The sequence below is a fragment of the Iamia sp. SCSIO 61187 genome, from assembly GCF_019443745.1.
Lineage (GTDB): Bacteria > Actinomycetota > Acidimicrobiia > Acidimicrobiales > Iamiaceae > Iamia.
Window position 1 is genome coordinate 4960290 of record NZ_CP050948.1, and the last position, 25774, is coordinate 4986063.

General features: G+C 75.3%; 28 protein-coding genes. 10 read left to right on the forward strand and 18 right to left on the reverse strand.

Features of this window, described 5'->3' with window-relative positions:
• Positions 1 to 15 precede the first annotated feature (15 nt).
• Positions 16 to 1593, forward strand: a complete 1578-nt coding sequence (locus HC251_RS23940; protein WP_219943130.1) for a DUF1254 domain-containing protein — start codon at positions 16 to 18, stop codon at positions 1591 to 1593.
• Between the two features lie 172 nt (positions 1594 to 1765).
• Here the strand turns inward: HC251_RS23940 and HC251_RS23945 are convergent, their stop codons facing one another.
• The 5 genes from HC251_RS23945 to hisS form a co-directional block, all read right to left on the reverse strand.
• On the reverse strand, positions 1766 to 2581 hold the full coding sequence (locus tag HC251_RS23945) for a phosphotransferase (RefSeq protein ID WP_370651266.1): 816 nt from the start codon (positions 2579 to 2581) through the stop codon (positions 1766 to 1768).
• Between the two features lie 16 nt (positions 2582 to 2597).
• Complete coding sequence (locus HC251_RS23950; RefSeq protein WP_219943132.1) at positions 2598 to 2807, reverse strand: DUF4287 domain-containing protein; 210 nt, start codon at positions 2805 to 2807, stop codon at positions 2598 to 2600.
• Between the two features lie 73 nt (positions 2808 to 2880).
• On the reverse strand, positions 2881 to 3870 hold the full coding sequence (gene hisG, locus HC251_RS23955) for an ATP phosphoribosyltransferase (protein WP_219943133.1): 990 nt from the start codon (positions 3868 to 3870) through the stop codon (positions 2881 to 2883).
• A complete protein-coding gene (locus HC251_RS23960; protein WP_219943134.1) occupies positions 3863 to 5362 on the reverse strand; it encodes an ATP phosphoribosyltransferase regulatory subunit in 1500 nt (499 codons plus the stop codon). Before HC251_RS23960 ends, hisG begins: the two co-directional genes overlap by 8 nt.
• On the reverse strand, positions 5359 to 6837 hold the full coding sequence (hisS, locus tag HC251_RS23965; protein WP_219943135.1) for a histidine--tRNA ligase: 1479 nt from the start codon (positions 6835 to 6837) through the stop codon (positions 5359 to 5361). Before hisS ends, HC251_RS23960 begins: the two co-directional genes overlap by 4 nt.
• Positions 6838 to 7091: 254 nt before the next feature.
• Between hisS and HC251_RS23970 the strand changes: the two genes are divergently transcribed.
• Entirely contained in the window at positions 7092 to 7859 is a 768-nt protein-coding gene (locus tag HC251_RS23970; RefSeq protein WP_219943136.1) for a HemK/PrmC family methyltransferase, read from the forward strand.
• A gap of 130 nt (positions 7860 to 7989) precedes the next feature.
• On the opposite strand, the gene HC251_RS23975 is transcribed toward HC251_RS23970, so the two are convergent.
• Positions 7990 to 8571, reverse strand: coding sequence for a PadR family transcriptional regulator (locus HC251_RS23975; protein ID WP_219943137.1), 582 nt, complete (start codon positions 8569 to 8571; stop codon positions 7990 to 7992).
• 118 nt (positions 8572 to 8689) lie between these two features.
• Between HC251_RS23975 and HC251_RS23980 the strand changes: the two genes are divergently transcribed.
• Positions 8690 to 9766, forward strand: a complete 1077-nt coding sequence (locus tag HC251_RS23980; RefSeq protein WP_219943138.1) for an MBL fold metallo-hydrolase — start codon at positions 8690 to 8692, stop codon at positions 9764 to 9766.
• A gap of 22 nt (positions 9767 to 9788) precedes the next feature.
• Here HC251_RS23980 and HC251_RS23985 read toward each other — a convergent pair whose 3' ends face one another.
• Entirely contained in the window at positions 9789 to 10262 is a 474-nt protein-coding gene (locus HC251_RS23985) for a DUF1772 domain-containing protein (protein WP_219943139.1), read from the reverse strand.
• A gap of 230 nt (positions 10263 to 10492) precedes the next feature.
• Here HC251_RS23985 and HC251_RS23990 point away from each other — a divergent pair, with 230 nt between their 5' ends.
• Entirely contained in the window at positions 10493 to 10753 is a 261-nt protein-coding gene (locus HC251_RS23990; protein ID WP_219943140.1) for a DUF1876 domain-containing protein, read from the forward strand.
• Positions 10754 to 10887: 134 nt separating this feature from the next.
• Here HC251_RS23990 and HC251_RS23995 read toward each other — a convergent pair whose 3' ends face one another.
• Positions 10888 to 11541 carry a helix-turn-helix domain-containing protein gene (locus HC251_RS23995; protein ID WP_219943141.1) on the reverse strand — a complete coding sequence of 218 codons (654 nt, stop codon included), beginning with the start codon at positions 11539 to 11541 and terminating at the stop codon, positions 10888 to 10890.
• A 53-nt stretch (positions 11542 to 11594) separates the two neighbouring features.
• Here HC251_RS23995 and HC251_RS24000 point away from each other — a divergent pair, with 53 nt between their 5' ends.
• Positions 11595 to 12197 (forward strand): TIGR03086 family metal-binding protein, encoded by a 603-nt coding sequence (locus HC251_RS24000; protein WP_219943142.1) that lies wholly within the window; start codon positions 11595 to 11597, stop codon positions 12195 to 12197.
• 208 nt (positions 12198 to 12405) lie between these two features.
• Here HC251_RS24000 and HC251_RS24005 read toward each other — a convergent pair whose 3' ends face one another.
• Positions 12406 to 13302 (reverse strand): serine hydrolase, encoded by an 897-nt coding sequence (locus HC251_RS24005; protein WP_219943143.1) that lies wholly within the window; start codon positions 13300 to 13302, stop codon positions 12406 to 12408.
• Positions 13299 to 14165 carry a LysR family transcriptional regulator gene (locus HC251_RS24010; protein ID WP_219943144.1) on the reverse strand — a complete coding sequence of 289 codons (867 nt, stop codon included), beginning with the start codon at positions 14163 to 14165 and terminating at the stop codon, positions 13299 to 13301. The genes HC251_RS24005 and HC251_RS24010 overlap by 4 nt, the downstream gene beginning before the upstream one ends.
• Positions 14166 to 14258: 93 nt before the next feature.
• Here HC251_RS24010 and HC251_RS24015 point away from each other — a divergent pair, with 93 nt between their 5' ends.
• Positions 14259 to 16193 carry a penicillin-binding transpeptidase domain-containing protein gene (locus HC251_RS24015; RefSeq protein WP_219943145.1) on the forward strand — a complete coding sequence of 645 codons (1935 nt, stop codon included), beginning with the start codon at positions 14259 to 14261 and terminating at the stop codon, positions 16191 to 16193.
• Positions 16194 to 16274: 81 nt separating this feature from the next.
• On the opposite strand, the gene HC251_RS24020 is transcribed toward HC251_RS24015, so the two are convergent.
• The 7 genes from HC251_RS24020 to HC251_RS24050 form a co-directional block, all read right to left on the reverse strand.
• Positions 16275 to 17147, reverse strand: a complete 873-nt coding sequence (locus tag HC251_RS24020; RefSeq protein WP_219943146.1) for an RNA polymerase sigma-70 factor — start codon at positions 17145 to 17147, stop codon at positions 16275 to 16277.
• Positions 17144 to 17734 carry a carboxymuconolactone decarboxylase family protein gene (locus tag HC251_RS24025; RefSeq protein ID WP_219943147.1) on the reverse strand — a complete coding sequence of 197 codons (591 nt, stop codon included), beginning with the start codon at positions 17732 to 17734 and terminating at the stop codon, positions 17144 to 17146. The genes HC251_RS24020 and HC251_RS24025 overlap by 4 nt, the downstream gene beginning before the upstream one ends.
• A gap of 77 nt (positions 17735 to 17811) precedes the next feature.
• Positions 17812 to 18675 carry an ABC transporter permease gene (locus HC251_RS24030; RefSeq protein WP_219943148.1) on the reverse strand — a complete coding sequence of 288 codons (864 nt, stop codon included), beginning with the start codon at positions 18673 to 18675 and terminating at the stop codon, positions 17812 to 17814.
• Positions 18672 to 19661 (reverse strand): ATP-binding cassette domain-containing protein, encoded by a 990-nt coding sequence (locus tag HC251_RS24035; protein ID WP_219943149.1) that lies wholly within the window; start codon positions 19659 to 19661, stop codon positions 18672 to 18674. The genes HC251_RS24030 and HC251_RS24035 overlap by 4 nt, the downstream gene beginning before the upstream one ends.
• Before the next feature lie 486 nt (positions 19662 to 20147).
• Positions 20148 to 21437, reverse strand: coding sequence for a hypothetical protein (locus tag HC251_RS24040; RefSeq protein WP_219943150.1), 1290 nt, complete (start codon positions 21435 to 21437; stop codon positions 20148 to 20150).
• On the reverse strand, positions 21434 to 21880 hold the full coding sequence (locus tag HC251_RS24045; protein WP_219943151.1) for a hemerythrin domain-containing protein: 447 nt from the start codon (positions 21878 to 21880) through the stop codon (positions 21434 to 21436). Before HC251_RS24045 ends, HC251_RS24040 begins: the two co-directional genes overlap by 4 nt.
• A gap of 12 nt (positions 21881 to 21892) precedes the next feature.
• Positions 21893 to 22150, reverse strand: a complete 258-nt coding sequence (locus tag HC251_RS24050; protein WP_219943152.1) for a DUF2249 domain-containing protein — start codon at positions 22148 to 22150, stop codon at positions 21893 to 21895.
• A 172-nt stretch (positions 22151 to 22322) separates the two neighbouring features.
• On the opposite strand from HC251_RS24050, the gene HC251_RS24055 reads away from it, so the two are divergent.
• From HC251_RS24055 to HC251_RS24070, 4 genes are all read left to right on the forward strand, one after another.
• Positions 22323 to 23612, forward strand: a complete 1290-nt coding sequence (locus HC251_RS24055) for a hypothetical protein (protein WP_219943153.1) — start codon at positions 22323 to 22325, stop codon at positions 23610 to 23612.
• The gene (locus HC251_RS24060; protein ID WP_219943154.1) at positions 23609 to 24103 is read left to right on the forward strand and encodes a hemerythrin domain-containing protein; all 495 of its coding nucleotides are present in this window, start codon (positions 23609 to 23611) and stop codon (positions 24101 to 24103) included. Before HC251_RS24055 ends, HC251_RS24060 begins: the two co-directional genes overlap by 4 nt.
• Complete coding sequence (locus tag HC251_RS24065; RefSeq protein WP_219943155.1) at positions 24100 to 24441, forward strand: metal-sulfur cluster assembly factor; 342 nt, start codon at positions 24100 to 24102, stop codon at positions 24439 to 24441. Before HC251_RS24060 ends, HC251_RS24065 begins: the two co-directional genes overlap by 4 nt.
• A gap of 120 nt (positions 24442 to 24561) precedes the next feature.
• The gene (locus tag HC251_RS24070) at positions 24562 to 25353 is read left to right on the forward strand and encodes a VOC family protein (protein WP_219943156.1); all 792 of its coding nucleotides are present in this window, start codon (positions 24562 to 24564) and stop codon (positions 25351 to 25353) included.
• Here the strand turns inward: HC251_RS24070 and HC251_RS24075 are convergent.
• Positions 25332 to 25766 carry a helix-turn-helix domain-containing protein gene (locus HC251_RS24075; protein ID WP_219943157.1) on the reverse strand — a complete coding sequence of 145 codons (435 nt, stop codon included), beginning with the start codon at positions 25764 to 25766 and terminating at the stop codon, positions 25332 to 25334. The two genes, HC251_RS24070 and HC251_RS24075, sit on opposite strands and share 22 nt — an antisense overlap.
• Positions 25767 to 25774 lie beyond the last annotated feature (8 nt).

Below are 25774 nucleotides of genomic sequence, written 5' to 3' on the forward strand. Positions count from 1 at the left end.
GATAGACATTAGGACGTGCGCCCGTCACGGTCCCTCCACGTCACTCGCACGCCCGCCGGCGGGCGGGGCCTGGCGGCCCTCCTGACGACGCTCGCCCTGGTCCTCGCCGCCTGCGGCTCCGACGGGGGCGGGCGGGCCGACGACCCGACCACGACGACCGACGGCACGGCCGCGACCACGCCCGCCGACTGCATCCCGGCCGAGACAGGCGAGACGGCCGAGACGACGGCCACGACCGCGACCACCACGACCGGTGCCTGTGCCGACGCCTCCACCACGACCACGACGGCCGCCCCGGCCGACCCGACCCCCGAGGAGATCGAGACCATGAGCGACGAGGAGCTGGCCGAGGAGGCCTACGTGGCGGGCTACCCGGTGGTGGTCTCCATCCGCACCCTGCAACGGCTGCGCGGGCTCGGCACCAACACCCTCTTCTGGCAGACGACCCTGGCCGGGCCCGAGAGCCGGGTGATCGTCGCCCCCAACCGCGACACCCTCTACTCCATCGCCGTGCTCGACCTGCGGAGCGAGCCGCTGGTGCTCACCCTCCCGGAGGTGACGGACCGGTACTACACGTACCAGCTGCTCAGCCCGTGGACGGACTCCTTCGCCTACATCGGCACGCGGGCCACCGGGGGGCGCGCCGGGTCCTGGGTGATCGCCCCGCCGGGGTGGGAGGGCGAGGCCCCGGAGGGGGCCGAGGTCATCGAGTCGCCCACGAACCAGGTCTTCCTCCTGGGCCGGTTCCTCGTCGACGACGAGGCCGACGTGGCCAACGTGATCGCCATCCGGGACCGGTCCTCGCTCCAGCCCCTCAGCGCCGTGACCGGGGCGGAGCCGGGCCCGCCCCTCGCCCCCCTGGCCGAGGCCGCGGGCACGGCCCAGGCCATCCCCACCGACGCCGCGTTCTTCGACGAGCTGGTGCCGTCGCTCGCCGCCAACCCGCCGCCCACCGACGCCCAACGGGCCCTGTTCGCCGCCCTCGAGGAGCGCATGGCCGACGGCGAGGGCGACGATGCCCGGCGCGCCGCCCTCGACGCCGGGGCCGCGGCCGGCGCCGACCGCATCGCCGCCGAGGTGGCCAGCCGCACCGAGCTCGTCGGCGGCTGGTCGGTCAACCGCGACATCGGGGTCTACGGCGACGACGTGGCCCTCCGGGCCTTCGTGGCCCGCATCGGCTGGGGCGCCAACGTGCCCGAGGAGGCGGTGTACCCGGTCGCCCAGGTCGACGCCGACGGCGCCCCGCTCGACGGCAGCCGCGACTACACGATCACCTTCCCGGCCGACCGGCTCCCACCCCTCGACGACCTGGGCTTCTGGTCGCTGTCGGCCTACGGCCCCGACATGTTCTTCGCCCCGCACCCGTCGAACCGCTACACCGTCGGCGACCGCACGCCGGGCCTGGTCCGCGGCGAGGACGGCTCGCTGACGATCCACCTCTCCCACGACGAGCCCTCCGCCGCCGACGGCGGGACCGCCAACTGGCTCCCGGTGCCCGCCGGCCGGTTCGTCCTGATGCTGCGGCTCTACCTGCCCGCCGAGCCGATCCTCGACGGCACCTGGACCCCGCCCCCCGCCGTCCCCAGCCCCTGACCCGCCCGAGGGCCGTCCTCCGTCTGTTCTGTCGCGCCAGGCGCTCACCCACGAGCGCTCAGCGCGACAGAACGGGACCGGCGTCGGGTCTGCCCCGTTCTGTCGCGCCAGGCGCTCACCCACGAGCGCTCAGCGCGACAGAACGGGCCCCGGCGGCGACGGTCCGGGGCGGTCAGCGCAGGGCGGCGAGGAGCCGGGGGCGCTCGGCGGCGAACCAGGCCCGGCGGCGGTCGAACCGGGCCTGGCCACCGCCGGCCTCCCACATGGCCACGAAGGCGGGCTCCCCGGCCTCGACCCGACGGCGCACGAACTCGCCGCCCCGCTCGATCTGGCCGGCGAGGACCGTGAGCAGCTCGACCCGCTCGTCGGGGTCGAGGCCGTAGCCGTCGGCGACGACGCGCAGGCGGTGGGCGGGGTCGAGGCCGGCGCGCCCGGTGCGGGCCGCGTCCTCGGGGTCGTCGACGGGCGCGCACATCCGGGCGAGGGCGGCCAGGTCGTGGAGCCGGCGGCCGGGGGCGGCGAACTCCCAGTCGAGCAGGGCGACGGCGGCCCCGTCGCGGCACACCACGTTCTCGGGGCAGACGTCGTTGTGGCAGATCACCGGGTCGGGGCCGGGGTCAGGGTCGGCCATCTCGTCGCTCCAGCGCGTCCCCGGCGGGGCGACGAAGCCAGCGGTGGCGTCGTGGACGGCGCGCAGCAGGGCCGCCGTCGAGGCCAGGACGGCGTCGGTGTGGGACCACGCCGGGAAGGGCGGGATGGCCACGTCGCCGGGGATGAAGCGGAGCCGCTCGCGGCCGTCGGGCTCGACGCCCAGGACCTCCGGCACGCCGTCGAACCCGGAGGCGCGAACGTGGGCCAGCAGGGCGTGGATGGCGGGGCTGTGCGGGCTGGTCGGCCGGAGCACGTGCCCGCCGACCCGGACGACCGCCCCGGCGTTGCCGACCCCGCCCGCCAGCACCTCGACCTCGTCGTCCGCCACCGGCCCCATCATGGCCTCCGACCGGTCAGGCCCGGCGGGCCCTCCAGTCGGCGACGAGGGCGTTGGCGTGGCCATGGCCCATGCCGTGCTCGGTCTTCAGCCAGGTGACCAGCGGCATGTGCTTGTCGATGCCGGCGCCGTCGAGCAGGGCGCGCCACTCGTCGATGGTCTTGCCGTACGTCGCCTCGATCGACGGGAAGTAGGACGCCGGTCCCTTCACCTTCTCGGTGGCCACGGTGAGCTCCTCTCCTGGGGTCGTGCGGGGGGTGGACGTCGCCGACGCCGCCACCTCATCGGCCCGGGCCGGATCAGGAGGACGGCGTCCCGAGGTGGGCGCGGAAGCGGGCGAGGGCCTGGGAGCCGGCGCTGACGAGGAGCCCGGGCTCGTCGACCGACGAGGCCAGCGAGCCGGCGTCGAGCAGGGCCGCCAGCAGCGCCGGGACCCGGCCGACCTCGGCCCGGCCCACGAGCTGGACCAGACCGTCGCCCTCGGTCCACGCCGCCTCGACGAGGAGGGGGTCGACGACCGTGCGGTCGGTCGGTCCCGGCGACGGGAAGAAGGCCCGGACGACCCGCTGGCGCTGGGCGGTGAGCGAGGCCTCGATCAGCATGACGAGCCGGCCGAGGGTGGCGAGGTGGTCGGACGTCCAGGCGTCGGGCCGGCCGGCGCCGACGAGGCAGGCCTGCGAGCGCAGGACCGTGCCCCCGGCGATCTGCTTGAGGCCGTTGGCCTCCAGCGTGGTGCCGGTCGAGCTGAGGTCGACGATGAGGTCGGCGTGGCCGCCGCGGGGCGCGCCCTCGGTGGCGCCCAGCGACTCGACGATGCGGTAGTCGGTGAGGCCGTGGGCCCGGAAGAAGCCGCGGGTGAGGTTGGGGAACTTGGTGGCGACCCGGACCGAGCGCTGGTGGAGATGGCGGACGTCCTCGGCCACCTCGACCAGGTCGTCCATGGTCGTGACGTCGAGCCAGGTGCGGGGGACGCCGACGACGAGGTCGGCCCGGCCGAAGCCGATGTCGGGCATCACGATGTGGATCGGCGATGCCCCCTCCCCCAGGTGCTCCTGGACCAGGTCGAGCCCGGTGATGCCGACGTGGGCCTGCCCGGCGTCGAGCATCGAGGGGATGTCGGTGGCCCGGGCCAGCAGCACGTGGACGTCGTCGAAGCCGGCGATGGTCGCCTCGTAGGACCGGGACCCGCGGGCCCGGCGCACGGGGATGAGGCACTGCTCGAACAGGCGCGTCACGCCGTCGGCCAGCGACCCCTTGCTGGGGAGGCAGAGGATCAGGGGGTCAGCCATCGAGGGCCTCCCGCACGGTGGCGGCGACGGTGGCGAGCGTCGTCTCCCGCAGGACGTTGGTGCGCAGCCCGACGACGGTCAGCGGGCTCCCCGCCGTGCCGACCACGACGGACAGGGGGATGCCCTCGGCTGCGGCGGCCTCGCCGGCCGCCCCCGGCTCGGAGCCGACGGCCAGCCGGCAGGCCAGCCCGGCGGCGCGCAGGGCGCTGGCCACGGCGACGCACTCGGTCGCGGGCACCGACCCGTCGGCGCCGACCACGACGGCCACGACGGTCGGGGTCGGCTCGGGCGTCGGCGCGGTGAGGGGCAGCAGGTGCTCGACCGACAGGCCGAACCCGACGCCCGTGACGGCGTCGCGCCCGGTGAGCCGGCCGACGAGCTCGTCGTAGCGGCCCCCGGCGCAGAGCGGGTCACCGGCCGCCGCCGGGTCCTCGATCTCGAAGATGAACGAGGTGTAGTAGTCGATGCCGCGGCGCAGCCCGAGCCGGAGCGTCACCGTCGCCGGGTCGATGCCGTAGGCGGCGATCATCTCGACCCGCCCGCGCCAGCTGGCCACCAGGGTGGCGAGGGCGGGGCTGGCGATCTCCTCGGCCAGGGCTGCGACCCGGTCGAGACCCTCGACCAGCGGGAGCTCGACGGCGAGCAGTGCCCGCAGCACCCGGTCGACCACCTCGGGCACGGGCTCGACGGGGCGGGCCGTCGACCGGGTGACGAGGCGCTCGGCGATCTCCTCGGCGGTGCGGACGCCGAGTGCCTCGGGCTCGAGGCCCCCGATGATCCGGTCGAGGAGCTCGGCCCGCATCGCCGCCGGGAGCTGGGCCACCAGGGCGTCGAGCTCGGAGCCCTCGTCGGGCTCGGCCGGGCCCTGGGCGGCGCGGTCGAGGACGGCGGCGAGGTCGTCGGGGTCGCCGGCCGCCCGGGCCAGGGCGGCCCGGGTCCGGTCGCTGAGGAGCTCGGACGCCACGGCTGCCTGCAGGAACCCGATGTCGCTCACCACCAGCCGGCCGGGGCGCACCCCGTGCTCGACCAGGCTGGCCCGGGCCACGGCGAGGACCTCGGCGTCGGCCAGGGCGGTGTCGGCCACGCCCAGGACCTCGATGCCGGCGTGGGTCAGCTGGCGGGCCCCGCCGTCGACGGGGGCGTCGAACCGGAAGGCGGGGCCGATGTAGTACGCCCGCAGCTCGTCTCCTGCGCTCGCCGGGCGGCGCCCGTAGAGCCCCACGGCGGGGATGGTGAGCTCGGGCCGCAGGCACAGCTCCCGGCCCCCGGGGTCGGTGAAGATGTACATGTGCCGGCGGATGTCCTCGCCCGAGCGGTCGAGGAAGGGCACGGCGCTCTCGAGGATCGGGGGCACGACGGGCGTGAACCCGTAGCGCTGGAACAAGGTCCGCAAGGACGCGGTCAGGGCCTCGAGGCGCACGGCGTCGGCCCCGTAGGTGTCGACGGTGCCGGGGATCGGACCCTCGCCCCCCAGAGGTCGCTCCGTGCTCATCGGGCCTCGCCGTCGACGATGGCGCGCACGGCGGCGACCAGCTCGGCGCGGGGCACGCTCTGCTGCGCCGAGCGGTCGGTGCGCCACTCGTCCCGGTCGGTGATCTCCTTGGACCGCTCGGCGCCGGCGACGAGGTCCTTGACCTGCACGACCTGCGGGTCGGCGTCGAGCTCGTCGCCCCCGGCGATCACGGCCACGGGGGCAGCTCGCTTGTCGGCGTACTTGAGCTGCTTCTGGAAGCTCTGCGTCCCCTGGTAGAGCTCGGCCCGGAGGCCGGCGGCGCGCAGGTCGTCGACCATCGACTGGTAGTCGGCCAGGCGGTCGCGGTCCATGACGGTGACGACGACGGGCCCGATCGCCTCCTGGCGGTCGGCGCGCTGGGAGCGGAGGGCGGCGAGGAGCCGGTCGACGCCGATGCTGGCGCCGCAGGCGGGCACGTCCTGGCCGGTGAAGCGGTGGACCAGGTCGTCGTAGCGGCCGCCGCCGGCGACCGAGCCGAACTGCCGGGGCCTGCCCTTCTCGTCGAGCGTCTCGAAGGTGAGGGCGGCCTCGAACACCGGGCCGGTGTAGTAGGCGAGGCCCCGCACCACGGTCGGGTCGAAGACGACCTGGGGCATGGCGTCGGAGCCGCCGAGCAGGCGGTCGATGGCGGACAGCTCGTCGACGCCCTCGCGCCCGACCGGGTCGTCGCCCACCAGCTCGGCCAGGGCGGCCACCACGTCGGCACGGGTGGTGGCGCCGGACCCGGCGTCGATGAACCGCAGCACGAGGTCGATCTGGGCGTCGTCGAGCTGGGCGCCGGCGGTGACGTCGCCCGAGGGGTCGGTGCGCCCGGCGCCGAGGAGCTCGGCCACGGCGTCACGGCCGAGCCGGTCGAGCTTGTCGACCGAGCGCAGGACCTCGAGCTGCTTCGGCGCGTCGTCGACGCCGCTGCGGGCGAGGATCCCGGTGAGCACCTTGCGGTCGTTGACCCGGACCTCGTGCTGGTCGGGCCCGAGGCCCACCGCGGTGAGGGCGGCCGACAGAAGGGCGCAGGCCTCGGCGTCGACGCCCATCGAGGCGCTGCCGACGGTGTCGAAGTCGCACTGGTAGAACTGGCGGAACCGGCCGGGGCCGGGCTTCTCCCGCCGCCACACCGGGCCGTACTGGTACCGCCGGAACGGGGTCGGCAGGTCCTGGCGGTTCTGGGCCACGTACCGGGCGAGCGGCGCGGTGAGGTCGTAGCGGAGGGCGACCCACTGCTCGTCGTCGTCCTGGAGGGCGAACACGCCCTCGTCGGGGGCATCCTCGTCGGGGAGGTTCTTGCCCAGGGCGTCGAGGTACTCGATCGCCGGCGTCTCCAGGGGGTCGAACCCGAACTGGCGGTAGGTGGCGAGGATGGCGTCGATGGCCGTGGCCCGCTCCTGCACGGTCGCGGCCGGGGCGTCGACGAAGCCCAGGGGCAGCCGCGCCTTGGGGCGTCCGGGCTTTGACATGGGACTTCCTCTCCGGGCGGGCCGCCGGCCATCCTGGCGTCCACCCCGCGGGACCGGCAAGCCCGTTGCGCCGTGCGCCGACCCGGCCGGGCGCCGTTCCCGGTACCGATCACGCACCCCCAGCACCGGATCCGCACCAAGAACGGCGACGACCCCAGCCCACCCCGTTCCTGGTACCGATCACGCGCCCCCAGGGCCCGATCCGTACCAAGAACGGCGACGGACGATCGTCGGGGCCGGGCCAGACTGGCGAGGTGGCCGAGCCGTCGCGCATCGAGGTCGTGGTGGACCGGTTGCGGGCGGCGGGGTGCGTCGCCGCCGAGGAGGAGGCGGCCGAGCTCCTGGCCGCCGACCCCGACGACCGCACCCTCGAGATGTGGCTGCGACGGCGCGAGCAGGGCGAGCCGCTGGCGTGGATCGTGCGGGCGACGACCTTCGGCGGGCTGCGCCTGGCGATCCGTCCCGGCGTGTACGTGCCCCGGCCCCAGAGCGAGGTGCTCGCTCACCGCGCCGCGGCGGCGCTCCCGCCGGGCGGCCGGGCCGTCGACGTCGGCACGGGCTCGGGGGCGGTGGCCGCGGTGCTGGCCGCCACCGTGCCGACGGCCCTCGTCGTCGGCATCGACCTCTCCCCCGTCGCCGTCGCCTGCGCCCGGACCAACGGGGTCCAGGCCCTCGTCGCCGACCTGGCTGCGCTCCCCCTGGGCCCGGCGTCGGTCGACCTGGTCACCTCGGTGGCGCCCTACGTCCCGACCGACGCCCTCCGCCTGCTCCCGGCCGACGTCCAGCGCCACGAGCCCCGCACCGCCCTCGACGGCGGGCCCGACGGCCTCGACCTGGTGCGCACCGTCGTGCGGTCGGCTGCCACCGTGCTGCGGCCCGGCGGGCGGCTGCTCGTCGAGGTGGGCGGCGACCAGGACGATCGGCTCGCTCCCGACCTGGCCGAGGCCGGGTTCGGCGCCGTCGTCACGTGGACCGACGACGACGGCGACCTCCGAGGCCTCGAGGCGACCCGGGCCGGGTGACCGCTCGCCCGTTGCCGCCCGTGGCCGGGCGATCCGCTCGGGCCGTCCGGCCGTCGGATCAGGTCGGTGGCACCCACCCGCCGCCGGTGATCGGGGGCGGCGGGGATCGGGGGCGGCCAGCCGCCCGCGGTCAGTCCTCGTCGCTGGCCAGGACCTCGTAGAGCCGGCGCCGCGCCTCGGTGAGGATCTCGGCCGCCTTGGCGTGCTGGGCCGGGGTGCCGACGCGCGCCACCTGCTTCATGGCGTGGGCCGTGGAGGCGAACGCCTCGCGGAGGTTGGCGCCGTCGGGGTCGCTGCTCTCGAGCAGGGCCTCCCACGGGGTGGGGCCCTCGCGCCCGTCGGCCTCGGCCCGGCCCTCGTCGGTCAGGGCGAAGCGGCGCCGGCCCTCGGTCTCGTCGGGGGTGACGAGGCCCTCCTCCTCCAGCATCTGGAGGGTCGGGTAGACCGAGCCGGGGCTGGGGCGCCACGCCCCCTCGGTGCGCTGCTCGAGCTCGCCGATGATCTCGTAGCCGTGCATGGGGCGCTCGGTGAGCAGGGCGAGGATGGCGGCCCGGACGTCGCCGCGCCGGGCCCGCCGGTTGCCGCCGCGGGACCCGCCCGGGCCGCTGAAGCCGCCGGGACCGCCACGGCGGCCGCGGCCGCGCCGGCGCGAGCCGGGACCGTCGCCGGTCCAGGCGGGATGGGGGTGGGGATGATGATCTGCGTTGCGCACGGGATCTCCTGATCGGTTCGTTGCGATGCAGTCACGATATATCGCGATCGCATCGCCGACAACCACCTCCGACCGGTCGGACCACCCTTGACCAGCCGGTCAAGGTAGGTTCGGGGGCGTGAAGCAGGAGAAGGAGGACGCGTCGGAGGAGGTCGTCGAGGTGGCGCCCGGCATCCGCCGGCTGCAGCTGCCCATCGACTTCACCGGTCTGGGCCACGTGAACTGCTACGCCTTGGAGGACGCCCGGGGTGTGACCCTGGTCGACCCCGGGCTCCCGGGCCAGGAGTCGTGGACCGCCCTCCGGGCCCGGCTGGCGACAGCTGAGGTGCCCCTCCACCGGGTTCACACCGTCGTGGTCACCCACTCCCACCCCGACCACTTCGGCTCGGCCGGGCTGCTGGCCGAGGAGACCGGGGCCGAGATCGTCGCCTTCGAGCGGTTCCGCACGTTCTTCGACCCCGCCGACATCGACGACGACGAGCTCCAGGCCCGCTCGGCGCCCGCGGCCGACGGGGACGCCGCCGTCGACGCCGAGCCCGACGAGCCCGGCATCCCCGCCGCCTTCAGCCGGCCCCGACCCTCGCCCTGGGGCGGCACGCCGCTCGGCCCACCCCCGGAGCGGCTGGCCGAGATGCGGTCGCGCGCCAGCGAGGTGGCCCGCTGGTTCCGGGCCCCCCGGCCCACCGTCCGGGTGGCCGACGAGCAGCGGATCACGCTCGGCGGGCGCGAGTGGGTGGGCCTGTTCACGCCCGGCCACACCGACGACCACCTGTGCCTCTACGACGAGGAGCACGGCGTCCTGCTCGCCGGCGACCAGGTGCTGCCGACCATCACCCCCCACGTCTCGGGCTACCTCACCGAGGACTCGCTGGCCCGCTACGTCGACTCCCTCGACCGCCTCGCCGGGCTGCCCGACGTCGCCCTGGTGCTGCCCGCCCACGGCCACCCCTTCGCCGACCTCGGGCGCCGGGTCGACGAGATCAAGGTCCACCACGACGAGCGGCTCCAGGAGCTGCTCGGCATCGGGTCCGAGCTCGGGTGGGCGAGCGTGACCGACCTGTCGCACCGCCTCTTCGCCGAGCGGTCGTGGGGCGCCATGGCCGAGGACGAGACCTACGCCCACCTAGAGCACCTGCGCCTCCACGGCCAGGCCGAGGTGCGCGAGGAGGCCGGCGTCCTGCTCTACAAGGTCTGAGCCCAGGCCCGAGCGGCCGCGCTCAGGCGACCAGGGCGACGGTGAAGGCGACGGCGGCCACCACCCCACCGAGGGTGCGCAGGTGGTTGCCGGCGACCCACTCGCGCAGGTAGCGCGCCCACGCCGCCGGGGCGTCGTCGGACCGGGGGTCGACCCGGTCGAGGGCCAGGTTGCGGGGCACGTGGAAGGCGACGGTCACGGCCGCGGGCACGAGGCCGGCCACCGCACCGCCGACCACCCATGCGTCGGCGACGTCGCCGTCGCCGGCCAGGGCCGCCACGGCGGCGACGACCCCGACGACGGGACCCCCGAAGAGCGGGAGCATGAACAGCGGGTGCGGGGCGGCGGCGTTGATGCCCTGCATGGCCGCCACGCCGATCGGGGCCGCCGGGCGGGCCAGGCCCTGCATCACGAAGGTCGAGAAGGCCAGGAACACGCCGGCGACCAGGCCGGCCAGCACGGCGGAGACGACGGTGAGGATCACGACGGTGCTCATGACCGCAGTGGACCTCGATCTCCCTGAGACCGTCCATGGCCCTCAGCCGCAGTCACGTACGCGTCCGTCTCACCCACGGATGGTGCCAGGCACCATCCGTGGCGTCGACGCGGTTCGCCCGGCCGACTCAACGCCCGTTCGGGACGTTCGGCCCTGTCGGGCCGCCGGCGACGGGCGCACGGTGGAGGGGTCGAGGGCGACCGACTGCGACACCGATGGAGGTGCGTCCGATGGAACCCGTCTGGAACGTCGTGATCACGTTCGAGGAGGAGGAGCGGACGACGCGTGCCTACGCCACGCTCGAGCTCTCCGACCGGGCCAGCCGGGGGTGGGGCCAGTCCCGCCGCGACCCGGCCGACCCTGACATCCCGCGCATCGGCGAGGAGGTCGCCGCCGCCCGGGCCCTCATCCGCCTCGGCCACCACCTGCTGGGCGCGGCCGAGAACGAGATCGAGGACATCGAGCACCACCCGGTCCACATCCACGCCTGAGCCCTGCGCCGGGTCCACGCTGGAGCCAGCTCGACGACTCGTCCGTGGTCGACGGGTGCGCCGGCTGATGCCCGGCCGGGACCTTCGCCCGTCGGGCCGAGGCCCACGCCGACGACGACTGGGGCTGAGCCGCTTCAGCCTGGGGCGGTCGGCCCGGCGCGCCGGGGCACCGAGCCGACCGCCGGTCGGAGACCGGCGAGCACGGCGGCGTCGCCGGTGACGGTCACGCCCCGGCGTCGCGCCTCGGGGAGCGACACGACGCCGATGACGAGGGCGCCGACGCCGTCGGGAGGACCTTCCACCACGACGTCGGGCTCGGGCCCGACCGTGCCGGCGGCGGTCAGGACGCGACCACCCGTGGCGATGACGGTCATGACGTCGCCGCCGACGCGGACCTCCACCACCCCGTCGGCCCGCCGGTCGTCGACCTCGCCGAGGTGGATGGCCACGAGGTGGCGCAGCCACCCGACCCGGAAGCCGTCGTCGCCGGGGGGCCGGGCCATCAGTGGCGTGGCCCACCGGCCGAGGGCGTAGAGCACGTCGCGCAGCTGCTCGCCCCAGGCGCTGAGGGCGTAGCGACCGTCGTCGCCGTGGACGACGACGCCCGCCTCGACCAGGTCCCTGAGGCGCTGACCGAGGAGGTTGGTGGCGATGCCCGGCAGGCCCTCGCGCAGCTCGCCGTAGCGCCGGGGACCGTCGAGGAGGTCGCGGACGACGAGGAGCGACCACCGGTCGCCGACGACGTCGAGCCCCCGCGCCATGGCGCAGTACTGGCCGTAGGTCTTCACCGCCGCCACCCTACCACTTGCACTTCTTCGTGATCTGCTTGATTATCTCAACCATGCCCGCCACCACAGCCACCCCCGCCGCCGCTCCGTCCGCACCGTCCGCAGACGCCCTCGGCCACCTCGCCGCCGCCCTCGCCGTGCCCATCGCCGTCATCGACGCCGTGGCCGACGACCAGTGGACCGACGCCACCCCGTGCCCCGGCTGGGACGTGGCCGCGGTCGTGACCCACCTGCGCGACGGCACCTGGTGGTTCAGCGGGACCCTGGGCGGCCCGCCGCCGACGGGGACGGCCGACGCTCGGCCCGCCACCGTCCTGCGGGAGGCCAGCGACGCGCTCCTCGCCGGGTTCTCCCGCCCCGGCGCCCTCGACGCCGTCATCCCGATCCCCCTGGGCGAGGTCCCCGGCATCGTCGCCCTCCACCTCCGGGCCACCGAGGCGCTCGTCCACGGCTGGGACGTCGCCGTCGCGACCGGCCAGGACCTCGTCGTCGACGACGCCGTCGCCGGGGAGGCGCTCGGCTTCTCGGTCGCCGCCCTCGAGATGCTGCCACCCGAGCGGTCCCCGTTCGCCCCGCCCCGCCCGGTCACCGACGACGCCCCGCCCCTCACCCGCCTCGTCGCTCTCCTCGGTCGCGACCCCTCCGGTCCGGCCTGAGGCCCTGCGCCCGGGTCCCCGCCCACTCCCCCAACTCGTACGGAACCCCGCCACATGCGGCGCTTTCCGTACAAGGTTGGCCGCGACACTGGGGTGATGGCGCCGACGGCTACGACCGCTGACCGAGGGGACCGTTCTGAGCCAGAGACGGGACACGGGTGGCCGATCCCTGGCCCAGAACGAGGACGGCGGCACCGGCCCTCCCGGTTCAGCGGAGGGTCGCCACCGCGAGGGCGGCGACGGCGCCGATGGCGGCGTCGACCCGGGGCTGGTTGGGATCGGCGCGCGCCGCCTCCGTGAGGACGGCCACGGCGATGGGGGTCTCGTGGCGGTGGTGGACGACGCCGACCTCGTGGCGGAGGGGGCCCAGGGTCCCGGTCTTGCCGGCCACCCGCACGCCGTCGTAGGGGAACCCGGACGAGAGGCGGTGCGGCCAGATCTGCTGGTGCAGCACCGTGCGCATGAAGGCGCACTGCTCGGGCGAGGCCGCCTCGTCGGCCCAGACGGCCGCGAGCAGGGCCGTCATGTCGCGCGCCGTGGTCGAGCTGGCGAGGAACGGGTCGAAGGCGCGGGAGTGGGTGAGGTGGTCGTTGTCCCGCAGCAGGTCCATGGCCGAGGCGGCGTCGCCGGCGCCGGTGTCGTCGGTGAGGATGCGGTACACGTCGCGGGTCCCGCCCTCGATCCGGGTGGCGGTGAGCCCGAGCCCGCCCAGGGTGCGACGGACGGCGTCGAGGCCGACGGCGTCGAGCAGGGCGTCGCCGGCGGCGTTGTCGGACACGGCGATCATCGAGCGGGCCAGGTCGCGCCACGACGCCGTGACCGGGTCGGCCATGGCGGCGATGCCGGTGGCCCCCGGCGTGCGCTCGTCGGGGTCGAGGGTGACGGGCGCCGTCGGGTCGAGCGCGCCCGCGTCGACGGCGCGCCCGAAGGCCGCCAGCACCGGGAGCTTGTAGACCGACGCCATCACGACGGGCCGGTCGGCGTCCACGGCGACCTCGTCTCGGTCGGGGTCGAGCCGGCGGGCGTGGAGGACGCCGCGCACCCCGGCCGAGGCGAACCGCTCCCGCACCTCGTCCTCGACCGCCGCCGGCGGTGCCGGGTTCACGGTTCCGCCGAGGCGCGCAGGTGGCGCTCGATCCGCTCCGCCACCTCGGCCGCACCGGTGTCGCCCGCCCGGTGGATCACCCGGAGGCGCAGGGGCAACGGTTCGATGCCGAGGGGGACGCGGGCGACAGCCGGGGCGCCCGCCTCGGGGTCGGCGGTGAGGGCGCAGGCCCGGCCGCCCGCGACGAGGGCGAGCGCGGCGCGATCGTCGGCGACGGTGACGGTGCCGTGGGTGACACCGTGCTGGAGCAGGGTGTCGGCCAGCAGGTCGCGGGCTGCGGGCGCGTCGCTCCGGGCGGTCACCGCCAGCGGGCGGGTCACGAGGCGCCGGAGCGGGCCGTCGACCGCGCCGCCGGCGGGCACCAGCAGCCAGGTCGGCAGCAGCACGACGTCCCCGCCGCTGAGATCGCCCAGCACCGCCGGGTGCTCGACGATGCCGACGTCGAGGCGGTGCCGCTGGACCTCCTCGACGATGGCCGCCGACGAGGCCGTCTGGAGGTGGACCTCGGTGTCGGGGCCGGCGACGTCGACGGCGGCCAGCCCGGCGACCACCCCGTCGGGAAGCTCGGGCAGGACGCCGAGCCGGACCTCGGACGAGGCCGCGGCGAGCGCGGCGGCCGCGGCCCGGAGCTCGTCCTCGGCCGCGAGCAGCGTGCGGACGAGCGGCAGCACCGACGCCCCGGCGGGGGTGAGGGAGACGCCGCCCGGGCCTCGCTGCAGGAGCGAGACGCCCAGGGCGGCCTCGAACCGCTTCAGGCCCTGGGACAGGGGCGGCTGGGTGATGCCCAGGCGCGTCGCGGCCAGGCCGAAGCGGCCCTCCTCGTGGATGGCGAGGAAGAACCGGGCCCCCCGGAGCAGGTTCACTCATCCTCCTGACCAGCGATGATTCGAGATGCGACATGCGGTTGGAGCCATATGGTATTTGACAACCGCGAGGTCCGTCGATTGTCTCGGACGATGCTCACGCTCCGACCGCACCGAGCCCGGGTCGCCGTCGGCGCCGCCCTCGTCCTCGTCCTCGCCGCCTGCAGCGGAGGGTCCGACGAAGCCGACGAGCCCGACCCGTCGGACCCGTCCACGACCGCCGAGGCCTTCGCCGCCGGCCTCCCGTCGGGCGAGGTGGCCGGCATCGCCTTCGTCGCCCCGGCCACGGCCGCCGGGGTGGCCGAGGAGCTCGACGCCATCACCGCCGAGCTGGGCGACCTGCGACCGGAGGTCGAGGTCACCACCGTCGACGAGGCCGACGGCGACACCGCCCGGGCGTCGCTGGCCGTCAGCTGGTCCCTCGGGCCCGACGTCGAGCCGTGGATCTACGGCGTCGACCTCCACCTCCGACGGGTGGACGACGTCTGGGCGGTCGACTGGGACCCGTCGGTCGTCGAGCCGAGCCTGACCGACGGCGAGCGCCTCGAGGTCGCCCACCTCCGCCCGGCCCGGGGCGAGATCCTGGGCGCCGGCGGGGTCCCCATCGTGACGGCGCGCCCGGTGCGGCGGATCGGCATCGACCGCGCGACGGTCGATCCGGCGACGGCGTCGACCTCGGCGGTGGCGCTGGCCCAGCTCGTCGGCCTGGACGATCCCGAGGGCTACCGCGGCAGGGTCGACGCGGCCGGTCCCCGCGCCTTCGTCGAGGCGATCGTCGTGCGGACCGACGGCTCGTTCCCGCTCGACGAGGCCGCCGTCGCCGCCATCCCGGGGGCCGTCGCCCTGGGCGACGAGATCCCGCTCGCCCCCACCACTGCCTTCGCCCGCCCGCTGCTGGGCACGGTCGGGGACGCCACCGCCGAGCTCATCGAGGAGTCCGACGGGGCGCTGCGCCCGGGTGACACCACCGGCCTGTCGGGTCTGCAGCTCGCCCACGAGGAGCAGCTCCGGGGCCAGCCCGGCATCGAGGTCGTGGCCCGGGCCGAGGGCGCGACCGGGCGGGTCCTGGTGCAGCGCGAGCGGGTCGACGGCACGCCGCTGGCGACGACCTTGGACGTCCCGGCCCAGACGGTGGCCGAGGACGTCCTGGCCGACGTCGGCCCGGCCAGTGCGGTGGTGGCGATCCGGCCCTCGTCGGGTGAGGTGCTGGCGGCGGCGAGCGGGCCGGGCGGAGAGGGCTACTCGACCGCCACCGTGGGCCAGTACGCGCCGGGATCGACGTTCAAGGTGGTCACCGCCCTCGCCCTGCTCCGAGCGGGCATCGACCTCGAGGCCGAGCTGGACTGCCCGGCGACGATCGACGTGGGCGGCCGATCATTCAAGAACTACGACGACTACCCGGCCTCCCGCACCGGCGCGATCAGCCTCCGCCAGGCGATCGCCAGCTCGTGCAACACCGCCCTCATCGGCTCGGAGGGCGTGGTCTCGCAGGCGGACCTGGCCGCCGCCGCCGAGGCCCTGGGGCTGGGACGGGATCCGGTGCTCGGCGTCCCGTCGTTCACGGGGTCGGTGCCGGACGAGGCCGAGCAGGTGGAGCACGCGGCGTCGATGATCGGCCAGGGCCGGGTGCTGGCGTCGCCGCTGGCGATGGCCACGGTGGCGGCGACGATCGCCCGGGGCGAGGTTGTGACGCCGACCCTCGTGGCCGGCCCGGACGGGGCCCCCGACGCCGGTGAGCCCCCGGCAGAGCCGATCACGCCCGAGGAGGCGGAGGCGCTGCGGAGCCTGATGCGTGCCGTCGTCACCGACGGCAGTGCGACGTTCCTCGCCGACGTGCCCGGGGCCGAGGTCGGTGCCAAGACCGGCACCGCCGAGTACGGCGAGGAGCGGCCGCCCCGCACCCACGCCTGGATGATCGCCGTGCAGGGCGACCTCGCCGTCAGCGTGTTCGTCGAGGACGGCGCGGGCGGAGCGACGACCGCCGGCCCGATCCTCGAGGAGGCCCTGCGCGGCCTGCAACCGGGCTGACACGCCCCTCCCCCGCCCAACGTTGGACGGAACCCCGCAGCATGCTGCGGTTCCCGTCCAAGGTTGGCGGCAGCGGGGCCGTCAGGAGCGGGTGAGGGTCGCCTCCTCGGCCATGCCGGCCAGCTTGTGCGGGTTGCGGATGGCGTAGACGCGGGTGATCCGCCCGTCCTCGATCGTGAGGCTGACGGCGGTGTCGAGCTGGCCGCCGATGGTGATCCGGCCGCCCGGTGACCCGTTGACCCAGGCGGGCGTGGCGTCGACGACGGCGTCCAGGCGGGCCAGGCCCGACAGGGCCCTGGCCACGAAGGCGGCGCCCTCCATCGGGCGGCGGGCGGCGGCGACCACGCCACCCCCGTCGGCCACCACGACGACGTCGGGGGCGAGGACGTCGAGCAGGGCCTGCACGTCACCGTCGCGGACGGCGGCGAGGAAGCGGTCGACCACCTCCTGCTGCTCGGTCGTGCTGACCGTCACCCGGGGGCGGCGGGCGGCGACATGCTCGCGCGCCCGGTGGGCGATCTGGCGGACGGCGGCGGGGGTCTTGCCGACCGCATCGGCGATCTCGTCGTACGGCGTCTCGAACACCTCGCGCAGGACGAACACGGCGCGCTCGGCCGGGCCGAGGGTCTCGAGCACCGTCAGCATGGCGATCGAGACGCTCTCGGCCAGCTCCACGTCGGCGGCGACGTCCGGCGTGGTCAGCAGCGGCTCGGGCAGCCACTCGCCGACGTACTCCTCGCGCCGGCGGGCCACCGACCGCAGCCGGTTCAGGCCCTGGCGGGTCACGATGCGGACAAGGTAGGCCCGGGGGTCGCGCACCGCGGCGTGGTCGACGTCGGCCCACCGCAGCCAGGTCTCCTGGACGACGTCCTCGGCGTCGGCCGCCGAGCCGAGCATCTCGTAGGCGACGGTGAACAGCAGCCCGCGGTGCTGGGCGAAGGGTTCCTCGCTCATGCCGTTCGGGCGTACCCGCGCGACGGCTCCGCCAACGGGATGGCGCACACGTCGGAGAACCCCTCCGAGGTGATGCCGAGGGCGATGTTGCCCCGCGCCGTCAGGTTGGCGAAGCCGACGATGGCGTTCAGCTCGAGCAGGGCCGGGGCGCCGAGCTGCTCGAGCAGGCGCTCCGACAGCTCGTCGGTGACCGCCACGGGCGTCTGGCTCATGGCCTCGGCGTACTCCATCACGTCGCGCTCGAGCGAGGTGAACACGGCCGACTCGCGCCAGCGCGGCACCTGGCTCGCCTTGGCCAGGTCGAGGCCCTCGTCGTGGGCCTGGAAGTAGCCGAAGTCGAGGCAGGCCGAGCAGCCGATGAACGCCGCCGCCGCCATGTGGGCGAAGGACCTGAGGTGGGGGTCGAGCTGGTCCCACGCCCGGGTCTTGCGGCCGAAGGTCATGGACGCGTTCAGCACCGCTCGGTTGTGCCACATGACGCCGAGGCTCTCGGGGACGTCGCCGAGCATCTTCTTGCTGAACCGCTTCACCAGGTACCCGTACGGGCCGGTGATCTCGGTCGGGGGGATGCGGGGGGTGCCGGGCATGGTGCGCTCCTTGTGTCGTGGACGCCATGGAGACACCGGCCGGCCCTCGGCTGTGACACCCCCCGCTCCCCGCCCGCTCACTCGGTCCGGCTGAACTTGGCGATGGCGACGGCCAACATGGCCACCCCCAGGACCAGCACGATGGCCACCTCCAGGAGCGGGGGCACGGTCCAGCCCCACCACGTGACCCCGGGTGCGAGCCGGTCGCTCGCCGCCGCGGAGATGTCGAGGCGGTCGAACACCAGCCGGCGGACGGGGTCCACGGCGTAGGTGAGCGGGTTGAGCCGGTTGAGCACGCCCAGCCAGCTCGGCAGGCCCGCCACGGGGTACATCGCCCCCGACAGGAAGATGAGCGGGAAGAGCATCGCCTGCATCACGCTGTTGAACGTCGGCGCCCGGGTGACGGTGGTGGCCACCATGACCCCGAGCGAGGTGACGGCGAAGGCGATGAGGATCTGCAGGCCGAGGAGGCCGACGAGCAGCACCGGGTCGTAGGGCACGCCGGCCAGGCCGGCGAGGGCCAGCAGGACGACACCCTGGACCGTCGCCGTCGTCACGCCCCCCAGGACCTTGCCCAGGAGGAGCGACGAGCGCCGGACCGGCGCCACCATCATCTCCCGCATGAACCCGAGCTCGCGGTCCATGACCAGCGAGGCGGCGCTGATCATGGCGCTGAACCAGATCGCCATGCAGACGACGCCGGGGAACATGAACGTGGTGAGCTCGACGCCACCGGTCGACGCCTCCGACAGCGTCTCGAGCCCGGGGGCGAGGACGAACAGGAACAGCAGGGGCTGGATCAGCGCGGTCACGATCCGCACCCGGTCGTCGGCGAAGCGGATCATCTCGCGCCACCACACCGCCTTCACGACCCGACCCTCGGACCGCCAGGTGCGCTCGGGCACCCGGACGGCGACGACGTCGACCACGGCCGCGCTCATCGGGCCGCCTTGGCGAACACCTGCATGGCGCTCGGTCGTCGGTCCGGTGAGCTCTCGGCGTCCCGGAGCGTGGCGCCCGTGTAGCGCATGAAGACGTCGTCGAGGGTCGGGCGGGCCACCGTGACCGAGGTGATCTCGACGCCGAGCTCGGCGAAGAGGCGGGGGACGAAGGCCTCCCCCGCGGCGACGTGGAACGTCACCGCCCCCTCCGCCGTCGTGGCCTCGATCCCGAACCGGTCGCGCAGCGCCGCCAGGGCGGCCTCGTCGTCCGCGGTGCCGACCACGACCCGGTCGGCCCCCACGCCCGCCTTGAGCGCCTCGGGGGTGTCGAGGACCACGATCTCGCCGCGGTCCATGATGGCGATGCGGTCGCAGTACTCGGCCTCGTCCATGTAGTGGGTGGTCATGAAGATGGTCATCCCCTCGCTCGCCTGCAGCGCTCGGATGTACTGCCAGACCGCGCTGCGGGTCTGGGGGTCGAGGCCGATGGTCGGCTCGTCGAGGAACAGCACCCGGGGCGAGTGCATGAGCCCCCGGGCGATCTCGAGGCGGCGCTTCATCCCGCCCGAGAAGGTCATCACCGGCTGGTCGCGCCGGTCGACGAGGTCGACCATCTCGAGCATCTGGTCGATCCGGCCCGGGACCGCGTCACGGTCGATGCCGTAGAGCTCGGCGTGCAGGCGCAGGTTCTGGGTGGCGGTGAGCTGGCCGTCGAGCGTCGGATCCTGGAAGACCAGGCCGATGTGGCGCCGGACGTCGTCGCGCTGGCGCACGACGTCGAACCCGCTGACCCGGGCGGTGCCGGACGTGGGCCGGGCCAGCGTGCAGAGCACGTTGATCGTCGTGCTCTTGCCGGCGCCGTTGGGGCCGAGGAAGCCGAAGACCTCGCCGGCGGCGACGGTGAACGAGACGTCGCGGACGGCCTCGATCTCGCCGTAGGTCTTCCCGAGGCCCTCGACCTCGATGGCGGGGGTGGTGGGTTCCAATGATCATCCTCTCGTTGGATGTGGGCGGCGTCGTCGCCGGGGCGCGCCGAAGCAGACCCCCTGGCGCCGTCTCCCCCGGCCGGCCCGGCGGCGGGGCCGAGGGGTGGCGACGACCCGCCGATCATCAGGGGTAGACCGCGTTTGCGGCAAGCCCCCCTCCTGCACGTATCGTTCTGTCAAGCGGGGGAAGAGGCGGCCGGCGGAGTGGCCCGGAGGGGTGGTCGTCGGCTGGCGATCCGTGGGCGATTCGACCCCCGACGGGCGGCCGTCCGGCGCCGGCGAGGCGCCAGCCGAGTGGCCTGGAGGCACGGCCGGCGAGGCGCCAGCCGAGTGGCCTGGAGGCACGGCCGGCGAGGCGCCAGCCGAGTGGCCTGGAGGCACGGCCGGCGCGGCGCCCCCGCTTCTGTCAATCCCCATGGGGCGTGGGCGCACATGAGGATTGACAGAACACGGTCAGGAGGTGACCGGCCGGTCGCCCCGAGCGGATCAGCGGGGCGCGGGCGCCTCGCCGGGGCGATCAGCGCGGGCGGTGCCCACCCGAGCGGCGCGCCAGGCGCTGTCGAGCACCCACACGGCGACGACCGTGGCGGTGACGGCGACGGGCTGGTCGGTGGCGGCGCTGAGCCCGGCGACGTTGGCGGCCCCCAGGCCGAGCCACGACCGGGTCGAGGCGAACCCCTCGCTGAGGCGTTGGTGGCCGCCGCCGCGCAGCATGGGCAGCAGGTAGGCGAGCGACCCCCACAGGATCTGGGCGTAGCCGGCGACGACGAGCACGACGAGCCAGCGGTCGCCGAGCACGACCCGGTCGGCGGCGGCATCGAGCGCCGTCGCCGCCACCGCGACCGCCCACCAGAGCCCGCCGGCCCACAGGGCGAGGACGCGGGGCCCGGCCCACTGGAGCTGGCGGCGTGTGGGGCGGGGCAGCGACTCGAGCACGGCGAGGATGCCGAGGGCGTAGCCACCGAAGGCGATCCCGGCGAGCACGGGCGCGTCGGCGGCCAGGGCCACGACGGCGACCACCAGCGTCGTGGCCTGGCCGACCACGGAGACGAAGAGCCGGCGTCGGCTGGCGTGGGGCGCCATCTTCGAGCGACCGACGGTGGACGCGAAGTACGGCAGCGTGCCGCCGGCGACGAGGCCGACGAGGCCCAGCACGTTGATCGTCACGTGCGCCGGTCGCATCCAGACCGACTGCGTGACGACGGCCATCCAGGCGCCGAGCCCGACCCCGACGGTCCCGAAGGCGAGGGCGGTGAGGTAGGCCGCGACGGCCGGGTCGAAGCGCCGCTCCACCCCGCGCCGGGCGGTGACGGCCAGCAGCCCGGCGAGCAGGGCGAGACCGCCGAGGTAGGCGACGGCGGCCACGCCGACCACCGCATCACCGAGCTCGGCGTGGCGGCCGACGGCGACCCCCGCCGCCCCGGCGGCGAGCAGCGTGCGCTGGGCTGTCGCCCACCGGTCCGGGGGGGCGGGCGCCGCCGACCAGGTGACGGTCAGCATGAGCGACACCCCGCTGATGGCGAGCATCATCGCCCCGGCCAGGAACAGGTGCAGCGGCAGCCACCGGGCCGTGCCGGCCGCACCGGCCAGCGCCGCGGCCACGATGAAGGCCAGGGCGACGCGCATCGTGGTGCGCGTCTGGGCGTGGGACAGCCGGACCCGGTCGGCCGCACCCCGGGCGCCCGACGCGGGCGTGGCCCGCTCTCGGCTCGTCGGTCGCTCCGGCATCGACCCACCAGTGTCGCGGCCCGGCGTGGCGCCCGGCGCGGCCGTCACGGGGCGACGGTGGCCGGTCCGGTGTCGACCGTCCGGTGGGCGATGCGGGTCGCCTCCCACTCCTCGTCGTCGAAGCCGAGCATGGCGGCCGGGAAGAGCTCCATCTCCTCGTCCTCGATGTGGGCGGCGAGGGCGTAGTAGTCGCGCCGGTCGAAGGTGCCCTCGGTGAGTGAGCGGCGGATGTCGTCGTGCTCCGCCTCGAGGTCGTCCACGGCGGCGGAGGCGACGGCGCCGATGGCGGTGAGCTCGGGGTAGAGCCCGGTCTCCTCCTTGGCGACGTGGCGGTCGAGGAGCTCGAGCAGGTCGCGGCGCACGGTCTCGTCCGGCTCGGCGCCCGCTCGCGGGGCTTCGGCGAGCGCCCACGCCAGGTGGAGGATCCTCTCGTGGTCGGCGGTCAGCTCGGCGATCGGCGGGAACTCCCGGCATCCGCAGTGGTCACACATCAGGCCTCCGGTTCAGTGCCGGACGAAGGTGACGCGCCAGTCACCGTCGTCGATCGGGTCGGCGGCGAAGGTGAAGCCCATCTCGCCGAGCACCCCCTCGAGCGGGACCGGCTCGAACGGTGCGAAGACGACGAGCGCCTCGCCCACGCCGACCTGGCCCGCGGCGTCCATGATCTCGGCGAAGGGTTCGCCTCCGGCGGCCAGCGTCGGGCGGGCGTCGACGACCCGGGCGGGGCGCATGGTGGCGGGGGGCCCGTCGGGCGTGGGCATGGGTGACCTCCTGGCCATGTGGAGCACCGTGATCGTCGGTGTTATTCTTCTATCTGACACTAGAAGAACATGAGGGAGCGATCCAGTGGTGGTCGGGGACGAGCGGAGGGGGGCACCGGCCCCGAGCGCACCGTTCCTGCCGGGCGGGCCGGGAACGGTGCCGCCGGCGTCGGTGCCGCTCGGGTTCCTCGCCGCCGCCGGTGGCGGCCTGTGGGCGTTCGGGCTGGCGGTGTGGTTCGCCGCGGATCGGCTCGTCGAGACGCCGACGCACCCGGGGGCGGTGTCGGCCGTGCACGTGGGGATGCTGGCCTTCCTCACCACCGCCGTGCTCGGCGCCGTCCACCAGTTCGCCCCGGTGGTCGGCCGCCGGCCGCTGCGCTCGGTCCTCGCCGCCCGGCTGACCCTCGGTGGGATGGTCGCCACGGCGTGGCTGCTCCCGTCGGGGTTCGCCCACGGGCCCGAGGCGCTCGTCGCCGCCGGTGGGGTGATCGGGGCGGTCACCGTGGCGCTGGCGGCGTGGAACCTGTCGGGGCCGCTCGCGGCCCGGGAGGGGGGCGTGCCGGTCGCCGGGTTGCGGCTGTCGGTCGGGTTCCTCGTCGTCACCGTCGCCTTCGGGGTCGTCTACGCCTTCGACCGCCAGACCGGGTGGTTCCCGCTGCTCCCGCACCGGGTGCTGGCCCACGCCCACCTGGGGCTGATCGGCTGGCTCGGTCTCACCTACGTGGCGGTGGCCGAGAAGCTCTGGCCGATGTTCCTGCTCGCCCACCGTCCTCGGGCCCGTGCGGGTGCGTGGGCGGTGGGCCTGATCGCCGCCGGCACGCCCCTGGTGGCCACCGGCCTCCTGGTCGCCGTCCCCGCCCTGGCCTGGCCCGGCGGGGTCGCCGTCGCTGCCGGGCTCGGCTGCCACCTGGCCTCCCTCGCCGGCGCCGTCCGTCACCGTCGACGGCCCCTCGAGCTGCTCCACGGGTTCCTGCTCATCTCGGCCGGGTTCCTCGTCGCAGCCGTCGTCCTCGCCGCCGCGGCCGCCCTCGCCGACGTCGACCCCGCGGCGCGCTCCCGCCTGGTGGCCGCCGAGGTCGCCGCCCTGGTCGGCTGGCTCGGGCTCGCGGTGGTGGGCCACGCCCACAAGATCGTCCCCTTCATCGGCTACTCGGCTCTCCGCGCCCGCGGCGTCACCACCGGACCGGCCGGCCGCCCCCTCCTGTTCGGCGACCTGTTCCACCACGGGGTCGCCCGCACCACCCTCGCCACCGCGACCCTCGGCTTCGCGGCCGCCCTCGGCGGCATCCTCGCCGCCTCCCCGGCGGTTGTCGCCGGCGGCGGCGTGCTCCTGTCCCTGACCGGGGCGCTCGCCACCGTGAACCTCGCCGCCGGCCCCCGTCGGGTGGCACGGACCCACCGCGCCGTCGCCGCGGACGCGACGGCACGGACCGACCTCATCCCCTCCGGGAGGACCGCATGAGCGACCAACGACCGACCGCACCGCTGCGGGCCGAGCACCGCGACCTGATGCCGCACCTGCTCGCCCTCGACGCCGCCGCCGACGAGGCTGCCGGGTGGGGCCGCGACGTGGCCGTCGCCACCCTCGCCGAGATCGTCGACTTCCTGCGCGGGCACCTCGTGCCCCACGCCGCCGCCGAGGAGGCCGTCCTCTACCCCGCCGTCGAGGAGGCGATGTCCGCTCCCGGCGCCACCGCGACCATGCGCGCCGACCACGAGGAGATCGTGGCCCGCATCGACCAGCTCGCCGACGCCGTCTCGCGTGTCGAGCAGCGGTGGCCCGACGCCGAGCTCGGCCGCGACGTGACCCACCAGCTCGTCGGGCTGTCGGCGATCCTCCAGCTCCACTTCCGCAAGGAGGAGGAGGTGCTGCTGCCCGTGCTCGACGCCAGCCTCGACGACGCCACCGCCGCGGCGCTGTTCGCCCGCATGGAGGAGGCGGGCCACCGATGATCACCCTTCCGTCCACCGACGGGGAGGACGCAGCGCGGCGCGAGCAGGTGCTCGCCGCCCTGGGCGACGTGTGGGACCCGGAGCTCGGGCTCGACGTCGTCTCGCTCGGGCTCGTCTACGACGTGCGCATCGACGGCGACGTCATCGAGGTCGACATGACCCTCACCACGCCTGGCTGCCCGGTGTCCGAGCAGCTCCCCGCGGAGGCCGAGGCCGCCGTGCGGGCGGCGGTGCCGGACGCGGACGTGCGCATGGCGCTCGTGTGGGAACCGGCGTGGACACCCGAGCGGCTGTCGCCGACCGCCCTCGAGCAGCTCGGCTTCACCCGCCGCCGGTGAGCGGCCCCGAGAGCACCACCGACCGCCGGTGCCGGTGACGCCCTGACGAGGAGCTGACATCCCCACGACGCGACGGGAAACGGCGGAGTCGCACGCCTCGTGCCGTGGCACGGTGGCGAGGTGCCAGGGAGCGATCGGTCGACGGGTGACGGCACCGCGGCGCGGCTGGTCGCCCTCTCGGTCGACGCCCAGGACCCCCTCCGCCTGGCGCGCGTCTGGGCCGCCGCGCTGCGGTGGGAGGTCGGGGCCGCGACCGACGACGAGGTCGGTCTCGTGCCCACCGACGGCACCCGGTTCGGGATCGTGTTCCGGCGGGTGGCGGAGCCCAAGGTGGGCAAGAGCCGCATCCACCTCGACCTGACGACGTCGTCGCTCGACGACCAGCGCGACTCCGTGGCGCAGCTCGTGGCGCTCGGGGCGCGGCCGATCGACATCGGCCAGCGGCCCGACGAGGAGCACGTCGTGCTGGCGGACCCCGAGGGCAACGAGCTCTGCCTGATCGAGCCGGGGAACTCCTTCCTGGCCGGGTGCGATCGGCTCGGCGCGCTGTCGTGCGACGGCACCCGTGCGGTCGGGCTCTTCTGGAGCGCGGCGCTGGGGTGGCCGCTGGTGTGGGACCAGGACGAGGAGACGGCGATCCGGGACCCGGACGGCACCGGGCCGCTCATCACCTGGGGCGGTCTGCCGCTGCCACCGAAGGTCGGCCGGAACCGCCTCCGCCTCGACATCGCCCCGACCGACGGCACGGACCAGCGGGCCGAGGTGGACCGCTTGGTCGCCCTCGGCGCGACGCCGGCCGACATCGGCCACCGGCCCGCCGGCGGGGTCGGCCTGACCGATCCCGACGGCAACGAGCTCTGCCTCCTGCCCGCCCCGGCGGCCCGGCGGGGTCAGGAGGCGGCGGCGTCGTAGCGGTCGCGGTTGGCGAGCACCTCGCCCATGTGGACCTCGGCCCAGTCCTTGAGCCCGATCATCACGCCGTGGAGGGACCGGCCCAGGTCCGTGAGCTCGTAGGTCACCGTGACGGGCACGGTGGGCGTCACCGTGCGGGTGATCAGCCCGTCGCGCTCGAGCGCCCGCAGCGTCTGGGTGAGCATCTTCTGGCTGACCCCCACCAGGCGGCGGGACAGCTCGGAGTAGCGCATGGGCCGGGCGTCCGCCGGCTCGTCGCACCCGGGCTGGCGCAGCGTGTCGCCGAGGGCGGCCAGCACTAGGGCGACCCACTTGTCGGAGAGCCGACCCAGCAGCTGGCGGCTGGGGCAGGCGGCCAGGAAGGCGTCGAACTCGGCCTTGGCCCCGGCCCGATCCTGCGTCGTCGCGGCCATCGGTCTCC